The following is a 15,690-nucleotide window of genomic DNA, read 5'->3' as shown; positions in this document are numbered from 1 at the left end:
CATTTTGCTGGCTTACAGAAAATTCTGAAATTGATGTTTCACTGTTAATTTCTGTAGTGAGCGGTACATCCTCCATTGGTACTGGCATATCCTGCACCATCTCTGAGGTATGCTCATTGCCAGTTAATGGCCTGTTGTCGCTGTCTGTTGGTAGATTTATTGCTATGCCCGGAAGCGTGGAAGCTGCGTCAGCAGGCATGGCCGAGTCAGTCTCCATTGGCTCCGGATTACCCTGAACCGAAGTCGAAGAAGAGCGCTCAATACACGAGTTATTGCCAGTAACACGTCTGAGCTTTATGGGGGGAATGGTCCCGGATTCAGGTTGCTGTTGATGCGGTGGAAATGCTCCTGTGCCCGTTGTGGTCTGTTCAATCTGGCGACCTGCCATGCTCCGCTTTCTTTTGCGTTTGCGGCTGGTTGACGGCTCGTCTCTTCCAGCTTCAGTGGATGTTAACTGGGATAGAGTATCTGCGGTTGCTGAGGAGGAAGGTGACTGCATGGTTTGTTTGGAGGTCCTCCCTGTTTCCAATTGGAAAATTGTTTGGGAATGACAACAATAGAGTACGACCTTGTCAGCCCAGTAAAGTTCCGGGCAACCGGTATCAGGGAAAGCTGAATTCCAGTGCAATTGCTGTCGTTGCCAAACCTCGCTTACCAGCAACACCATCTTTGACTCAACAAAGCTCCCTTTGCCGTGAAAAATATTTTGCGTAACCATTTTTCATCCCTGAGGGTGGCGCAAAATATTTTCACGCGCCATGGGCATTTGTGGCCGCAGTTCAGACAGATGCTGATAACCCCCCTATCTACATGAAGTTCAATGCCGTTGATAACTTCCAGCGAAAAACCATTCGGGAGTGGGCAGAACATGCCCTGAAAAAGGGAGTCCGGGCCGTCAGCGGTGGTTTGTCCTGTTTCCGGGGCATCGAAGATGCAGGATGCCAGTAATCTTTTGCGGTTTATCCATATAACCATTACCATGTCCGTCCAACGGCAAAACTGTACAGACGTAATATGTATATCTACCGCCTGGTTCTGCTTCTGGTGATCGGTATTTACCTTTTTTCTCCAGCCATCATGGGCTGGTGGATTACGTTTGGTGAACAGTGGTATCAACCCTGGATACTCTGGTTCATCCTGATTGTCGCGGGCTTTACCCTTCAGATCAGGGGTAACAGCGATGAGCTTTGAACTGGAGTATATCGTTCTGGCCAGTGTTGCCTATCTGGCGGTTCTTTTTCTCTGCGCCTGGGCGACGGATCGAGGCATCATCCCACGCAAAGTGGTTCATCACCCGGCAACCTATGTTCTGTCCCTGGGCATCTATGCCAGTAGCTGGGCCTACTATGGCAGTATCGGGGTTGCCCACGACGATGGTTATGTTTTTCTCGGTTTTTACTTTGGCCTGAGCGGCGCATTTTTATTAGCGCCTGTTCTGCTGGTACCAATCTTAAGAATTACCTCCACCTATCAACTCAGTTCTCTGGCCGATGTGCTGGCCTTCCGTTTCCGGAGCCCCGTGGCGGGTACGCTAAGTACCCTGCTGCTGCTGTTTATCACCTTTCCCCTGCTGGCCCTGCAGATACAGGCCGTGGCAGACGGCGTTTATCTGCTCAGTGATGACACCTCCCCTGACAAGCTGGCCTTCGGTTTTTGTATTATGGTCACGTTACTGACCATGATGTTTGGCACCCGGCACCTGGCCAGCCGCCGCCAGCATGATGGTCTGGTGGTTGCGATTGCCTTTGAGTCGCTGCTGAAACTGCTGATCATGGCGCTGCTTGGCGGCGTCGTCATCGTCGAAGTGTTTGGTGGCTTTTCCGGATTAAACCACTGGCTTGAAGCAAACTCCGAAGTCATTATCGGGATGAACTCTCATCTGGAAGATGGTCCCTGGCGAACAACACTGTTGATGTTTTTTGCCTCTGCTGTGGTTATGCCCCATATGTTTCATATGACCTTTGCCGAAAACCGCGACATAAAAATGTTATTCACAGCCAGCTGGGGCCTGCCTTTCTTTTTATTACTGTTGAGTATTTCCACCCCTCTGATTCTCTGGGCGGGTCTCAAAATCGGGAGTCCTTATCCGCCCGAGTACTTTCCACTGGCTATTGGTTATGCCGTGGATAGTCAATGGTTGACCATCATCGCCTATATAGGCGGACTTTCTGCGGCCAGTGGCCTGTTTATGGTGACCTCACTGTCCCTGTCCTCCATGCTGCTCAACCACGTCATACTGCCGCTTTATCAGACCTTCTATCAGACCGGCGAGTCAGCCCAGGTCCAGACGAACATCTACCGCTGGCTGACCAACGTAAAACGCCTGATTATCGCTACCCTGATCCTCGCCTGTTATGGATTTTACCGGCTGTTGCATAACGAGGTGGACATGTACAGCCTGAGCATCGTCGCCTATGTGGGAGCCCTGCAACTACTGCCCGGCACCCTGTCTACGCTCTATTGGGGCAGGGCAAACCATAAGGGGCTGATTCTCGGGATTCTGTCCGGAACCACAGTCTGGTTCTTCACCCTGATGCTGCCTTTAACCATGGGACTTGAGATGTTCCCAATCCGTAGCGTCAACTTCGGCACCATCACTAACGATGGCTGGTATATTGCTGCCGTCTCATCACTGGTGGTAAATGTGCTGGTGTTCTACCTGGTCTCCAGCTTTACCAGGATGCCTGATGAAGAGCGCAGCGCGGCGGCCGCCTGCCTGGTTCGTGAGGTGCGTCAGCAGCCCTACAAAATCCCCAAGGCACGCTCTTCCTACGAATTCCAGGAGATGCTCAGCGCCCCTCTGGGGCCGGTAGCGGCGCAGACGGAAATCAATAAAGCCCTGACCGATCTCAATATGAGACCGGACGACAACCGTCCGCACTCCCTGAGACGCCTCAGGGAGCGTATTGAGAATAATCTATCCGGGCTTATGGGACCCACCATTGCCCATGAAATCGTTAACTCCTTTTTACCGCTGGATGTAGACAATGATTACGTCCCCAAAGATATCCATTTTATGGAATCCCGTCTGGAAGCGTATCACTCAAAACTGACCGGTCTGGCAGGTGAGCTTGATAGCCTGAGACGTTATCACCGGGACACATTGAACAGCCTGCCCATGGCCGTCTGCTCCATTGACGCTGCCATGGAGAGCACGTCGGTTGATCACCCGGAATCGCAGCCATCGAACAACACCGGCGAAGTGATGCTCTGGAATCAGGCAATGGCAGAATTGACCGGCATTCCTGCCGATGCTGTTCTGGGGATGCCCCTGAAGACCATTCCTGCTCCCTGGAACCAGATCCTCAATGATTTTATGCAACTCCCCGACAATCACCTGAACAAGCACTGTGTTGAAATGGAGGGCCGCACCCGCTATTTCAGCCTGCACAAAGCCGCTGTTCAGGCACCGGTTTCCGGTACCGGCGGTAATCAGGTCATGTTGCTGGAGGACCAGACAGAAACCCAAATGCTGGAAGAACAGCTTTTTCACAGTGAACGACTGGCGTCGATCGGGCAGCTGGCCGCCGGTGTTGCCCATGAGATTGGCAACCCGATTACCGGTATAGACTGCCTTGCCCAGGAAATGAGCGCACTATCATCGGACCCGGATATACAACAGAGTTCCCGGCAAATACTGGAACAAACCCAAAGGGTCAGTCGCATTGTGCAAACACTGGTGTCTTATGCTCACTCCGGTCAGAAAGGGGGAGAGCAAAACGGGCATAACGGTGATTCTCCATCGGTAGCCGAACCCGTAGAAGTGTTCAGCACCATTCAGGAAGCCATTAGCCTGTTGCAATTAAGCCATAAGAACAGCAATATCGTATTCCGAAATTTATGCATCGATGGCCTCTGCGTTAGCGGTAACAGCCAAAAATTACAACAGGTGTTTATCAATCTGCTGAAAAATGCCGCCGATGCCTCAGAGGAAGGCTCTGACATTGTGGATACTGTGGACACGGAGAGAGTTGTTTCCGTCAGCACCACAGCCAACCAGCACACGGTCACCCTTCGTTTTGAAGACCAGGGGCATGGCATTCCCAAAGCCGTTCAGGAAAGGCTGTTTGAGCCATTTTTCACCACCAAAGAAGCGGGTAAAGGGACTGGCCTGGGCCTTGCTCTAACCTGGAATATTATCGAAGAACATTTTGGCAGTATTCAGGTGGTGAGTCCGCTGGACCCGCTCACAGGGCGGGGATCCTGCTTCATCATTTCGCTTCCACGCTACGAGACTGAGTCAGTGATGACTTCAGACACAGGGGAGCAGCCGTTGGAATTTCATGGGGACATGGCATGAGTCAGGACCAGATACTGATTGTTGAAGATGAAGAAATTATCCGATCGTCACTGCGTCGTCTTCTTGAACGACAAGGATATGGTATTACTGAGGCTGGCTCGGTTCATGAAGCGGAAGACTTTCTGAAACAACAGTCGTTCTCACTGATCATCAGCGATCTGAGGCTTCCCGGTAAGCCCGGTACTGAAATGATTAACCTGGCCAATGGCATTCCGGTACTGATCATGACCAGCTATGCCAGCCTGAACTCGGCAGTCTCAACCATGAAGCAGGGTGCCGTCGATTATATTGCCAAGCCCTTTGATCATGCAGAGATGATTCAGCGCGTGGCTGAAGCTATTGAAAAGCAGGCAGCTCAGAGTACTGACTCCACACCTGACCAGGGTGTTAATGAAGCGACATTCTCCGGCGATGGCTTTAATGGCATTCTGGGACAGTGTGATGCCATGCAGCTATTGTTCCGGCAAATACAGAAGGTGGCTCCAACCGATGCCACGGTATTAATTCAGGGTGAATCAGGCACCGGTAAAGAGCTGGTTGCCCGGGCCATCCATGAAAACAGTAAACGCATTAATGGCCCGATGATTTCTGTTAACTGTGCCGCCATTCCGGAAACACTGATTGAATCAGAGCTTTTTGGTCATGAAAAAGGGTCATTTACCGGGGCTACAGCCGCCAGAACCGGTCTGATCGAAGCGGCCAATGGTGGCACACTGTTTCTTGATGAAATCGGTGAGCTGCCACTGGAAGCCCAGGCCAGGCTACTTCGCGTTCTTCAGGAAGGTGAAATTCGTCGTGTCGGTTCAGTACAGTCACAGTCTGTTGATGTTCGACTGATTGCCGCTACTCACCGGAATCTCCGCCAGCTCTCTGCACAGAATGAGTTTCGTGAAGACCTTTACTATCGATTGAAAGTGGTGGAACTGCGCATTCCGCCACTCAGGGAGAGAGGCAATGATATCCTGATGCTGGCGGAAAAACTGCTGGCCAAAACCTGTGAAAAAATGGGTCTGGAAGTCTTCTCAATGGCTCCCGAAACCATGGCCGCCATTTCTCAATATCAGTGGCCCGGGAATGTTCGCGAAATGGAGCATGCCATCGAACGGGGTGTCATTCTTTCCGAAGACAATATCATCACTCCGGAAAATCTGGACATTGACGTTCGTGTGAAACAGACCCTGTTCCGTCAGGATGCCGAAGAGCTGCAGGATGGCCTGACACTGGAAGACTACTTCCAGCGTTTTGTGCTTGAGCACCAGGACCAGATGACCGAAACCGATCTTGCGCAGAAGCTGGGTATCAGTAGAAAAACACTCTGGGAGCGGCGCCAGCGCCTGGGTATTCCAAGAAAGAAAACAGTGGCAACATAGGAGGCTGTCCGAGAATAGCGCCCGTCTAGGCCCGTAGCGAGGACGGCAGAAAATTGAGGATAAAAATTCGGTTTTGTGAGGTGAATAGCGGGGCTATTTGCCGAACAAAAGCGGATTTTTAGACCAATTTGCTGTCGCCGCATGGATGCAGGAGTTAGAGCAACGCAGGAGCAGTTGCCGTGTAGGGCAGCCTATTCTCGGACAGCCTCCTGGTACATGGTTTCAATGTAATTGATGGGTTCCTTCTATCAATGACTCCCGGGCTCCGTTCGTCCTGAGCGGAGTCGAAGGGCGTAAATACCATACCCTGAATAAAGACTGTGCCAATCACCCTTCGTCCGTGCATCCTGAGCCGAAGGGCGCTCAGGGTGAACGGAGATTGTACACATCAAACTCATCGAAATGATGTACTGGATAAGCATGTGTGACAAACAGATTACTTGTACTTTAGTACCGTTAACAAGGTGCTATTTTTTATCCCTTTTACCCGAAAAAGATAAATGAATACATTTTATTGAATCTTTTCAGAAATAAGAGGTCATATATAAGTACGAATAATAATATCAATCCCTGTTTGACGGGATTCAGGAGGTTTATATGCGCGTTGAGAGTACCGAAACAGGTTTCTTCTCGGGTGTTTGGAAAGCAGCAAGTGATGATATCCAACCTGATCAGTGTGAACTCTGTTTCAGTTTTAGTTATAGATTGGTGAAAGCATGTGTAGTGGCCGCTTGCTGCCTAAAACCATCGGAAGATTACCCGGCAGGCTTGAGAAAGCGACTTCTGCCTGGCACTGGTCAAGGCGCTGTGGCCAAACAACCAGATCTGAACTACATGTCAGAATCGGGTTCAAATTCGAATACATATGATTTTGTGGGGAGGCATGAAGCTGAGGTAGTAGGGGCTGTCCCTTTCCAGTCTTTTCAGGAAGGCGTACCTTTAGCCGATCCACAAGTCCTTAAAAAGTTTTTTCAGGAAGGCGTACCTTTACCCGATTCACAAGTCCCTGAAAAGTTTTTGGCGGACTTGTCCAAACCCGATGTAATAGTCTCTAACGAGCAGTTAAGGGTAGAAAAATAAAAACGGTTTTCATATGGTCATTGTCTGGAGCCATTGATTCAGTGTCAGGGCAACAAAAAGCTGATTCTAAATTGAATAAGATGACCGAAGTTTCTTAACTATAGCCAAGACAGCAATAGGAGGTCTTTGGCTTATTAACTTGAAAAGGTACACACACACTCAAGCCAATATCTGTGGCGGACAATTGAGACTGACTGCCATTCTCAGCCAGAAAACTCTGGTTTGTTACCAGACTATATTTTTGCGACAAGCCTGTATTTGTCGAAAAACCCGATAAAGCAACAGGTTGTGTTTCAGGTGAAACCCCAAGTCACTAAGGTAATCAATAAAGGGAATAACTGCGGCTCTAAAGACTTCATCTTTATTGGAGCTGTCTCTAAGCCTGTTTTTCAATGCCGCTTTGGAAAGCAAACTCAGAAGGCTAAAAATAAACTTATCTTCGGATATCATTTGTTCAGCCTTCCCCGAAAATTCATAGTTGGATTGCAACATTCGGTAGATATCACGGCAAACTTCCCTGATAGTCAGCCTATCGGTATATCTGTGAACACTAAACTCAGATGACTGTTGCTGGATATCAAAAATATCACGCTAATTATGAATAAACTCTCTGGAGCTTTGATGGATTTCTCCTGCCAGTTGAACTGTTCCAGAAATCAAGCGGGTTGTCCGCTCAAGTCAGCGTCACTTTCACTGGCTGATTTGATCTTGGATTCATCCCACATCACAAAGTAGATAAGCGCACATATAAACAGCGCCACAGCAGGCAAGAGGAACATTAGTGCATCGATGCCGAGCAATACTGAGGCTGGCTGTGTTTCCAGTTCTGCCTGGTAGCCGATAAAAGATAACCCCGTACCCGCGATGAAACCTGCCAGTGCCTGCCCCATCTTACGGGCAAATGAATAGCTGGAATAGATGACACCTTCCTGACGCTGACCAGATAAGTAAGAGTTGTAGTCAATACTGTCAGATACATTTGCCCAGATCAGCAAATTAGGAAGTAGCATCAGTGGAATGCCCACAAAGAGCCACAGGAACATGACATAAATAGAGTCAGGCAGTAAAAAGCAAACGGTCGCTGTAATACCGGCCAACAAAAATCCGGTAATCATAATTTTCCTGGTACCGAACTTTAAGGCGAGCTTTCCGATAAACGATGAAATGATAAGGATAGCAAGAACACTGACCGCTGAGCTTAAGGATATGAACCACAGTTGGCCATCCAGGTTCTCAGTCAGGTAATAGTAGGTAATGGCACTCTGGGCCATAAATGCTGCCAGCATAAATGCGGAAGATATACTCACACAGAGAAATAAAGAGTTTTTCCGCAGAGAGGTGATGCCCTGAAAAATGTTAATGTTTTCGGTTGAAGGCTCGTGTCGTATATGTTCAGCAGTATGCCGATAGGATATAAGATAGGCGATCATGGCAAAAGTGCTGACGAATACAGCAGAGTACAAATAACCTTTGGCAAAGTCATCAGCGAAAATCGACAGGAAAAGTGGTACGACAATGTTGCCTACGACATTGCCAGCCATGCTACCGACACCTCTGGCGGCGGAAAGAGAGGCTCGCTCACCTTTATCGTTGGTCATTACCGTCGCCAGTGAACCATAGGGAATATTGATAAAGGTATATGCCATGCCCCAGACAATGTAGGTGGCGTAAGCCCAAATCAGTTTTTGTGAGTCACTCAGGCCCTGTGGTGCCCAAAACACAAAAATGGCTGCCACGGCAACAGGCCAGCTGCCTTTCACCAGAAAGCTGCGAAACTTGTCCCCGGTATGCTTGCGGGTGAAGAGTTTGTCGCAGATAGCACCCATGATCGGGTCATTCACCGCATCCCAGATTCTGGCAACGAGAAACAGCGTCCCCGCTGCAGCGGCAGTAATACCCAGTACATCCGTATAATAAGCCAGCAAGAAAGTGGACATCATACCGAAGGTCAGTGTGTTGCCCAGGTCCCCCATGGCATAGCCAACTCGATTGAGTTTGGTAATAGTCTTCATTGTGTCGCCTTTTTTAATTGTTTTTGTTCTATAAATTTTTTTGGCTTGCCTCAAGAGCTCGAGTTCAGAGTTCGTAATGTACGACAGTACATTACAATGAGCAAATAAGGGGCTCTTACTGGAACTGCTCTGGGATACCGGTGTATCCATCTCAGTAGCCTGTTAATCAAAGGCTATTGCCTTCCATGCTGAAAAAGATGAATTGCTGGCCATAGGATCCCGTTATCTGCAGACAGACGACACCGGAGCAAGACTCTGGCTCAATATCTTGATGTTCACTTTCTGAGCCGGGAGTCGAGGGAAGAGTTTATGAAAGATATTGGCCTTGATGGTCCGAGGTTACAGCAAAAAGCCACCGAAAGCGTATTGTACGGCAGCCTGATTCATCATGGATTCAATCGTCAGACCGTCGCATTCAGCAAGGGTGCTCAGCAATTTGATGTATACGACCATGCCCAGTGCTGGCTGCATGCAGGAAGACCACTTGGGATTATCTGACAGACAGGCTAACTGGTACTCTTAGGGTAGACATTAAACGCCTGCTCCCCCGCTTGGGTAAGTTAAAGATCGAACCACGAAGAGCACAAATGCCCATGGTGAGTGAAAATATGTTCATAGTTTTTTCGGGCGGTCGTCATGTTATTTTACTGGTTACTGGTTACTGGGTATATGTGCTTAATGCCCTTAAAAGGCTCCTGAGGAAAAATGGATGGTGTGGCCGATTAGTTAATTTTTTGGGTGTCCTTTATTTTGTTTTAAACTCACGCAGGTTTGTCGAGGTCAGCCTTTTTGCCCGTAAGTTGAACGATAAAATCTGGGGTCTTTCTTTTTGAAAAACAAATTAGTCAAATTTTTAGGTGTCCTTTATTTTCTCATAAACAAAAATTTGTCAGGGCTGCGTAGTGTCCGGAAAATACTTGCCATATCAAGCTTTGCTGGACTGTATTTCTCTAAGCTTGGCTTTTGCATTGTCAATATTGATAAGTAGTCCATCAAGTTTTTCTAAACGCCTTTTATCCAACAATGTCTTCAACGTATCTTTTTGCATAAGCACGACAGCTTCCTTCATTACTTTGAAAACATCTTCTACTTTACTTTTGACATCAACTGGAGAAATAACGGCACCATTGTCCAGATCTTCAACGATTCTGTGTAGATTTTTCAGGTCATTAACTTTGTTAACTAACTGTCTGACATTAAAACGTTGTTCAGCGGTTTGATTATCCCGCTCTTGCAAAAATACTGATAATCCGTCGATTTTTTGCTCTGCTGCCATCAGATCAGTTGAGAGAGCCTTAATTTTCGCAATTTTTAATTCGTTCTGCTCTGACGTAGGTGCGGAAGTAGATGTGCTTACAGTTGGTTCTGACACACTGTCAACTGAACGTTCGCTGACACATGTTTCATTAGGCACCTCGCTTTGGTTCTCAGGTTTAGATGACCCAAAAAGATACGTTTTAACGGAAGAAAGTACTGAAACTGTTCGATTAAATGCCCATCGAAAGGGGTAAGTGACACAATCAAACACTGTTTTAAAGGCGCTGCCTATGGATGAAGCGATATCTGATATAGAACTCATTGTTATCTTCCTCTACTTAAATAATTTCAATTTCTACGTTTAGATGCATAATTGATACAAAAGTTCAATTTTGGGTTATCGCCCTATTTATTAAGTACTTACCTCGACCTTGTCCTGAAGCATCTGCCGGAACAGTTGATTCACGTTCCACTTCAGCCCCGGGTCATTGGCAAACAAGGCCAGATAACTCTGGGGCTGCTGCATGTAGAATCAGAGTCACCACTACGGTTCACGGCAATAATGAGTGCATCTTCCAGGCTCGAACTCACGAGCACCGAGTAAACCCCAATAGCCAGAGCCTCTTCCGCAAGCCAGCCTTCACCGAGTTGTGAGATTGCCACGGGAATGGTGACTTCAGAATGAGCCAACTGCTCCGGTTGTTCCAACGCCGGCAGTGTTTCCTCATGAAATGAGTAAAGGCCGAGTTCCGCTTTAACTAATTGCAGTGTAGTCTCCAAGAGACTGCATATTTTTCAATCTACTAATGCAGGTATTTCCGGGAGCTCGTCTTGAGAACAAGGCAGGGAAAGTCATTAGCCAGCCATCGCCAACCAGCCGTCGCCAAATTGTGGTTCCATTCGTTCCATTGCAGGGCTGGTTTCTCCCTGAGTTTTTAACCAGCGTTGGTAAGCATGACAAACAACCGCTTCTACAGAACACATTCCTTTACTTTCAGCTCTAACGACAGCTCTAAGCGATCACTCACCAGTAAAAAGCATCATTTGGGTGTCGTCTGTAATCGCCCCAACACGTCCATAAGCAGTTGCATACCGTTGAATGCCATCAACACCAAACTGGGCAATGATGTCTTCACGACGCATAAACTCTATCGGTGCACCTAAAGCATCTCTCACGGAACCTGCCAACAGGCACCCGGAAAATCGGTCAATTTGTTCGATAGTTTGCACACTTTTTTTAATCGTTTTTGTTCTATAAATTTTTCGGCTTGCCTAAAGGGGGCGAGTTCAGAGTTCGTAATGTATGACGGTGCATAACAATGAGCAAATAAGGGGCCCCTACTGTAGAGCCGATAAATGTCAATAAATGAACAAAGCGGCAGCATTTCCAGAAAAATTTCTGGCAAATTTTGAATTTCCTACCATCATAGAGTGTCAATTATCTGCCTTTGATTCATGAATTAAAATATAAGACTGCTCTGTACCGTTTTCTCCCTGGTTCAGATACGGATCAGATATTACGTTGGTGTTTTAGCCAACCGTCAATCGCTGGATTAACGATGCTCTGCTGGACACTTTTTTATGGCAATTTCAGACGGAAAAAGGTTGTCGGGTCAAGAAGAGGGGTAATATTATGGATCTTGCATCATTGTCTAATACATTAAACTCGTTATCCATTACGAATACCACCAATCAAAGTAAAGTGGATACAGAGGAGCCATCGGACACAGGTAATCTAAAAATAATGGATGCCAAGGTAGTTAAGAATGAATTACCACTGAAAGAAGATGTTTATTCTCAGGTATTAAATAATCAAGACATCAGTGAACGATTAATTCAATACCTTGGACTTGATGACCTTCGCCGATTGGGTGCTTCATTAGTAAGCAGTTCAGAATGCAGGCCTTTATTTTTCAGCACTAAAGAGGAGGTGAGAAATATTGTGTTTACTCCGGTGGAAATTGACGGCTCGTTCTGGGAGGGTGATTATGCATGGTCTTCTTATTTATCTGATTTGGGTTCCTGGGAAACCCGGGGGACACCACAGCCCGGTATGGTCGAATACACAACTGAGTGCAGGGAGATTGACAAAGTCTTCTCATATCATGAGGGTGAAAATGAAGGAGAAAACTGGATCATGTTTGGCGAATTAAAGGATGGTAGTGTTTATAAGTTCGAGGGGGGGTGTGATAATACAGGATTTGATTGTATAGGTGGCGGGGAGTTGATATTGGCACCTGGCTGGAGAAATTTATTTGATCATCTTACTGCTTATGAAATTGGTAGTTTTATCGATAATTTGAACCAGGGGGCAGTAGAATTAAAACAAGCCTTGAATGATATTTCTGATTCTAAAGACCTGAATGAAGTATTAGCGCAGTTGTTTTCCGATAAAATTATCCCGGACTGTTTGCAACTAAGGTAGATCAGTCTGGCTTTTGAAAAAATAAAATATCTGGTCTCCCTGCATTGCAAAAAAAGACCTTCCCTATAGAATCACATTTTTATTATTTTCAGGTACACATTCTCCTATGTCCGCGCATGAGGAAAAGCGGCTTCCTCCCGCTGTATTTTTGATGGGTCCTACCGCTTCAGGCAAAACTGACCTTGCGGTAGCGCTCAGCAAAGAGCTGCCTTTTGAGATCATCAGTGTTGACTCGGCACTTATTTATAAAGGGATGGATATTGGCACTGCCAAGCCGGAACCTGAGGTTCTGGTGGAAGCGCCTCATCACCTGATCGACATTCTTGATCCGGCGGAATCTTATTCAGCCGCCGATTTTCGACGGGATGCCCTGGCGTTGATGGCCGATATCACCGCCCGTGGGAGAATACCTCTGCTGGTTGGTGGTACGATGATGTACTTTAAGGTGCTCAGGGACGGTATGGCGACCATGCCCGCTGCCGATGCCGGAGTTCGTCAACGGCTGCTGGATAGCGCACGGGCGCAGGGTTGGGCATTTTTACACCAGCAGCTCTCAGGCGTTGATCCGGAAGCGGCACTGAGAATCAAACCATCGGATACCCAGCGCTTGCAGCGCGCCCTGGAGGTTTATGAGCTGACAGGTAAACCGCTTTCTCAATGGCACAGGGAGCAGAAAGAGCAACGTTTACCCTATGGTATTGTCAGCCTGGCGATGGCTCCAGAAGATCGTTCTGTGCTCCATGAACGCATTGCAATGCGTTTCAGAATGATGCTGGAGAAAGGTTTTCTGGAGGAAGCAGCCCGGCTTTATCAGCGTGGGGACCTGAATGTTGCCATGCCTTCTGTCCGTTCCGTTGGTTATCGTCAGGCCTGGTCGTACCTGGCTGGGGAACTAAGCTACGATGAGATGGTCGAAAGAGGTATTATTGCGACCCGACAACTGGCTAAAAGACAGTTAACCTGGCTCAGAAGCTGGCCTGATATTCACTGGCTTGATACGTTTTCCAACAACCTGCCGGGTGATGCCTTGAAAGTTTTGGAGGGTGCCCTTAAATAGCATCAATGTATTTTATAGTCATGAGGTAAAGTGCATAGCCCTGAGGAATGCCCGGGGTGTAAATGTAACTTTCTTCCATAAACCATTGGCTGTTAAGACTTATTGCTTAATAAAGTAGTACCTTAGAACCTCTAATTGTTCCGGCAGGACTGGTGGGAGTAGCTAGTATTACTTATTGAGTGCGGTGTTGGGTTAGCTTAATGTGAGTCGGCATTTCATAGGCTGTACATATATTGAACAATGAGTACTGGCACAGCCGGTCCAGCGAATAGTCCTCCCCAAAGTGATAAAAGGCTATTCAAAAACCCGAGAATTAAAAGGAGTACAGAAATGTCAAAAGGGCATTCTCTACAAGACCCTTACCTGAATGTGCTGCGTAAAGAACGCGTGCCGGTTTCTATCTACCTGGTTAATGGTATTAAGCTTCAGGGGCAGATTGAGTCTTTCGATCAGTTCGTTATTCTTCTCAAGAATACAGTGAGCCAGATGGTTTACAAGCACGCTGTATCAACTGTCGTTCCCAGCCGTCCGGTTCGTTTGCCGATGCAGGGTACTGATCAGCCTGAGAATGAGTAATTCTGTTGATGCATCTTGAAGGCACCTGAGGTGCCTTTGGGTGTTTATATTTATTTTAAAAATGAGCCATGTGGCGCAGTCTTGTTTTCAGGTTTCTGTTAGCTGGTTCCCAGCTCCTGCGGTTCGTGGCTGTTTAGGAGATCTATTTGTTTTTTGACCGCCATGAGGGTGGTGAAACCGCAGTTCTTGTTCATCTGGAATTGAACGATGAGCGTGAGCGGGAAGACCCCCAGGAATTTATGGAGCTGGTACGCTCCGCTGGCGTTGAGTCTGCCGCATTTATTACCGCAGGCTGCAAACATCCCAATCCCCGTTTCTTTGTCGGTCCCGGCAAGGTTGAAGAAATCCGTCAGCTGGTTGTCCTGCACGATGTCGATGTTGTGCTGTTTAATCATGCCCTCTCTCCAAGCCAGGAACGTAATCTGGAAAAAGAGCTGAAATGCCGGGTTATTGATCGTACGGGACTGATTCTGGATATTTTTGCCCAGCGTGCCAGAACCTTTGAAGGTAAACTTCAGGTTGAGCTGGCTCAGTTGCAACACATGAGTACACGACTGGTTCGCGGCTGGACTCACCTTGAACGACAAAAGGGTGGTATCGGCCTGAGAGGACCGGGTGAAACCCAGCTGGAAACCGACCGTCGTCTTCTCAGGGCGCGTATCAAAAGCATTAGCCGCCGTTTGGAAAAGGTACGCAGGCAGCGGGAGCAGGGGCGACGTTCCAGACAGCGGGCAGAGGTTCCCCAAGTATCACTGGTTGGCTATACGAATGCTGGCAAGTCGACACTGTTTAACCGCGTGACCGAGTCTGTGGTTTATGCGGCTGATCAATTGTTTGCCACCCTTGACCCAACGCTGCGGCGAATTGATTTGCCGGATATCGGGCCTGTCGTACTTGCTGATACGGTGGGTTTCATACGTCACCTGCCTCATAAGCTGGTGGAGGCATTTCGGGCAACGCTTGAGGAAACCCGTCAGGCTGATCTTCTGCTGCATGTTATTGACAGCCATGATCCGGAGCGTCTGGAAAACATGGATCAGGTTCATTCAGTACTGAAAGAGATCAATGCGGATGAAGTGCCACAGTTGGAGGTCTATAATAAAATTGACCTGTTACAGGGGGTAGAGCCGAAAATCCAGCGCAATGATGAAGGGCGTCCTGTGCGAGTCTGGGTTTCCGCAGTGACCGGTGCGGGTGCAGACCTGCTGCAGGACGCCATCAAAGAGTTGCTTTCCGATGATATGCTGCAGGGACAGTTAACCCTGAAACCTGCCCAGGGACGCATTCGTGCCCGTCTCTATAAACTCGGCGCTATCCAATCTGAAGCCTACTCCGATAGTGGTGATGTGGTACTGGATATTCGCCTGCCAAAGTCTGACTTTGAGCGCCTTTCCAAGCAGGAAGGTCTGAGCGAGAGTTGCTTTAATTCCATGCTTTAAGCTCCTGTGGTTTGTACGTGTTGATTCAGGTCGGTACGTACGACGTCTTTTATCTTCATTATTACTCTCTTGCTGCCTCTGCTGGCTGTGTGCCAGTAACAGTATTTTATGTGGTCAAACGTTGTAGCCGCCAATTTATAAAAAGCGTTCCTGGCTGGACAAAATATTTCATCA

At 47.8% G+C, this 15,690-nt stretch carries 17 protein-coding genes and 1 pseudogene; 12 read left to right on the top strand and 6 right to left on the bottom strand.

Annotated elements, in window-relative coordinates; all coding sequences use genetic code 11:
* A partial coding sequence (locus J7438_RS19530) for a hypothetical protein (protein WP_209277874.1) occupies window positions 1–499 on the bottom strand: 499 nt, incomplete at its 3' end.
* A gap of 269 nt (window positions 500–768) precedes the next feature.
* On the opposite strand from J7438_RS19530, the gene J7438_RS19525 reads away from it, so the two are divergent.
* From J7438_RS19525 to J7438_RS19500, 7 genes and pseudogenes are all read left to right on the top strand, one after another.
* Window positions 769–948: a hypothetical protein gene (locus J7438_RS19525; protein WP_209277873.1), complete on the top strand. Its 180-nt coding sequence runs from the start codon at window positions 769–771 to the stop codon at window positions 946–948.
* 66 nt (window positions 949–1,014) lie between these two features.
* Window positions 1,015–1,191: a hypothetical protein gene (locus J7438_RS19520; RefSeq protein ID WP_163370786.1), complete on the top strand. Its 177-nt coding sequence runs from the start codon at window positions 1,015–1,017 to the stop codon at window positions 1,189–1,191.
* Window positions 1,192–3,481: 2,290 nt separating this feature from the next.
* A pseudogene (locus J7438_RS28680) lies at window positions 3,482–3,682 on the top strand (histidine kinase dimerization/phospho-acceptor domain-containing protein); the annotation flags it as partial.
* Complete coding sequence (locus J7438_RS28675; protein ID WP_503003919.1) at window positions 3,668–4,300, top strand: sensor histidine kinase; 633 nt, start codon at window positions 3,668–3,670, stop codon at window positions 4,298–4,300. The pseudogene J7438_RS28680 and the gene J7438_RS28675, both read left to right, overlap by 15 nt.
* Window positions 4,297–5,670, top strand: a complete 1,374-nt coding sequence (locus tag J7438_RS19510) for a sigma-54-dependent transcriptional regulator (protein WP_209203461.1) — start codon at window positions 4,297–4,299, stop codon at window positions 5,668–5,670. Before J7438_RS28675 ends, J7438_RS19510 begins: the two co-directional genes overlap by 4 nt.
* Window positions 5,671–6,267: 597 nt before the next feature.
* The gene (locus tag J7438_RS19505) at window positions 6,268–6,750 is read left to right on the top strand and encodes a hypothetical protein (protein WP_209277871.1); all 483 of its coding nucleotides are present in this window, start codon (window positions 6,268–6,270) and stop codon (window positions 6,748–6,750) included.
* A gap of 222 nt (window positions 6,751–6,972) precedes the next feature.
* Window positions 6,973–7,314 (top strand): hypothetical protein, encoded by a 342-nt coding sequence (locus J7438_RS19500; RefSeq protein ID WP_209277870.1) that lies wholly within the window; start codon window positions 6,973–6,975, stop codon window positions 7,312–7,314.
* 92 nt (window positions 7,315–7,406) lie between these two features.
* On the opposite strand, the gene J7438_RS19495 is transcribed toward J7438_RS19500, so the two are convergent.
* Window positions 7,407–8,762 carry an MFS transporter gene (locus J7438_RS19495; protein ID WP_209277869.1) on the bottom strand — a complete coding sequence of 452 codons (1,356 nt, stop codon included), beginning with the start codon at window positions 8,760–8,762 and terminating at the stop codon, window positions 7,407–7,409.
* Between the two features lie 309 nt (window positions 8,763–9,071).
* On the opposite strand from J7438_RS19495, the gene J7438_RS19490 reads away from it, so the two are divergent.
* Window positions 9,072–9,260, top strand: coding sequence for a hypothetical protein (locus J7438_RS19490; protein WP_209277868.1), 189 nt, complete (start codon window positions 9,072–9,074; stop codon window positions 9,258–9,260).
* Between the two features lie 427 nt (window positions 9,261–9,687).
* Here J7438_RS19490 and J7438_RS19485 read toward each other — a convergent pair whose 3' ends face one another.
* From J7438_RS19485 to J7438_RS19475, 4 genes are all read right to left on the bottom strand, one after another.
* On the bottom strand, window positions 9,688–10,341 hold the full coding sequence (locus J7438_RS19485) for a hypothetical protein (protein ID WP_209203456.1): 654 nt from the start codon (window positions 10,339–10,341) through the stop codon (window positions 9,688–9,690).
* 152 nt (window positions 10,342–10,493) lie between these two features.
* A complete protein-coding gene (locus J7438_RS19480; protein ID WP_209277867.1) occupies window positions 10,494–10,799 on the bottom strand; it encodes an ADP-ribosylglycohydrolase family protein in 306 nt (101 codons plus the stop codon).
* A 75-nt stretch (window positions 10,800–10,874) separates the two neighbouring features.
* Window positions 10,875–11,003, bottom strand: a complete 129-nt coding sequence (locus tag J7438_RS27890; RefSeq protein ID WP_286196729.1) for a hypothetical protein — start codon at window positions 11,001–11,003, stop codon at window positions 10,875–10,877.
* A gap of 36 nt (window positions 11,004–11,039) precedes the next feature.
* The gene (locus J7438_RS19475) at window positions 11,040–11,249 is read right to left on the bottom strand and encodes an ADP-ribosylglycohydrolase family protein (RefSeq protein WP_209203454.1); all 210 of its coding nucleotides are present in this window, start codon (window positions 11,247–11,249) and stop codon (window positions 11,040–11,042) included.
* Window positions 11,250–11,652: 403 nt separating this feature from the next.
* On the opposite strand from J7438_RS19475, the gene J7438_RS19470 reads away from it, so the two are divergent.
* From J7438_RS19470 to hflX, 4 genes are all read left to right on the top strand, one after another.
* Entirely contained in the window at window positions 11,653–12,444 is a 792-nt protein-coding gene (locus J7438_RS19470) for a hypothetical protein (protein WP_209277866.1), read from the top strand.
* 106 nt (window positions 12,445–12,550) lie between these two features.
* Window positions 12,551–13,501 carry a tRNA (adenosine(37)-N6)-dimethylallyltransferase MiaA gene (gene miaA / locus J7438_RS19465; RefSeq protein ID WP_209277865.1) on the top strand — a complete coding sequence of 317 codons (951 nt, stop codon included), beginning with the start codon at window positions 12,551–12,553 and terminating at the stop codon, window positions 13,499–13,501.
* Between the two features lie 330 nt (window positions 13,502–13,831).
* Window positions 13,832–14,077, top strand: a complete 246-nt coding sequence (hfq, locus tag J7438_RS19460) for an RNA chaperone Hfq (RefSeq protein WP_101745449.1) — start codon at window positions 13,832–13,834, stop codon at window positions 14,075–14,077.
* 146 nt (window positions 14,078–14,223) lie between these two features.
* Window positions 14,224–15,516 (top strand): ribosome rescue GTPase HflX, encoded by a 1,293-nt coding sequence (gene hflX, locus J7438_RS19455; protein ID WP_209203451.1) that lies wholly within the window; start codon window positions 14,224–14,226, stop codon window positions 15,514–15,516.
* The last annotated feature ends 174 nt before the right edge of the window (window positions 15,517–15,690 follow it).

The sequence above is a fragment of the Thalassotalea sp. G20_0 genome (assembly GCF_017744175.1).
Taxonomy (GTDB): domain Bacteria; phylum Pseudomonadota; class Gammaproteobacteria; order Pseudomonadales; family Endozoicomonadaceae; genus Endozoicomonas.
The sequence above is the reverse complement of the archived record's forward strand: the minus strand, read 5'-3'. Positions and strand labels throughout refer to the sequence as shown.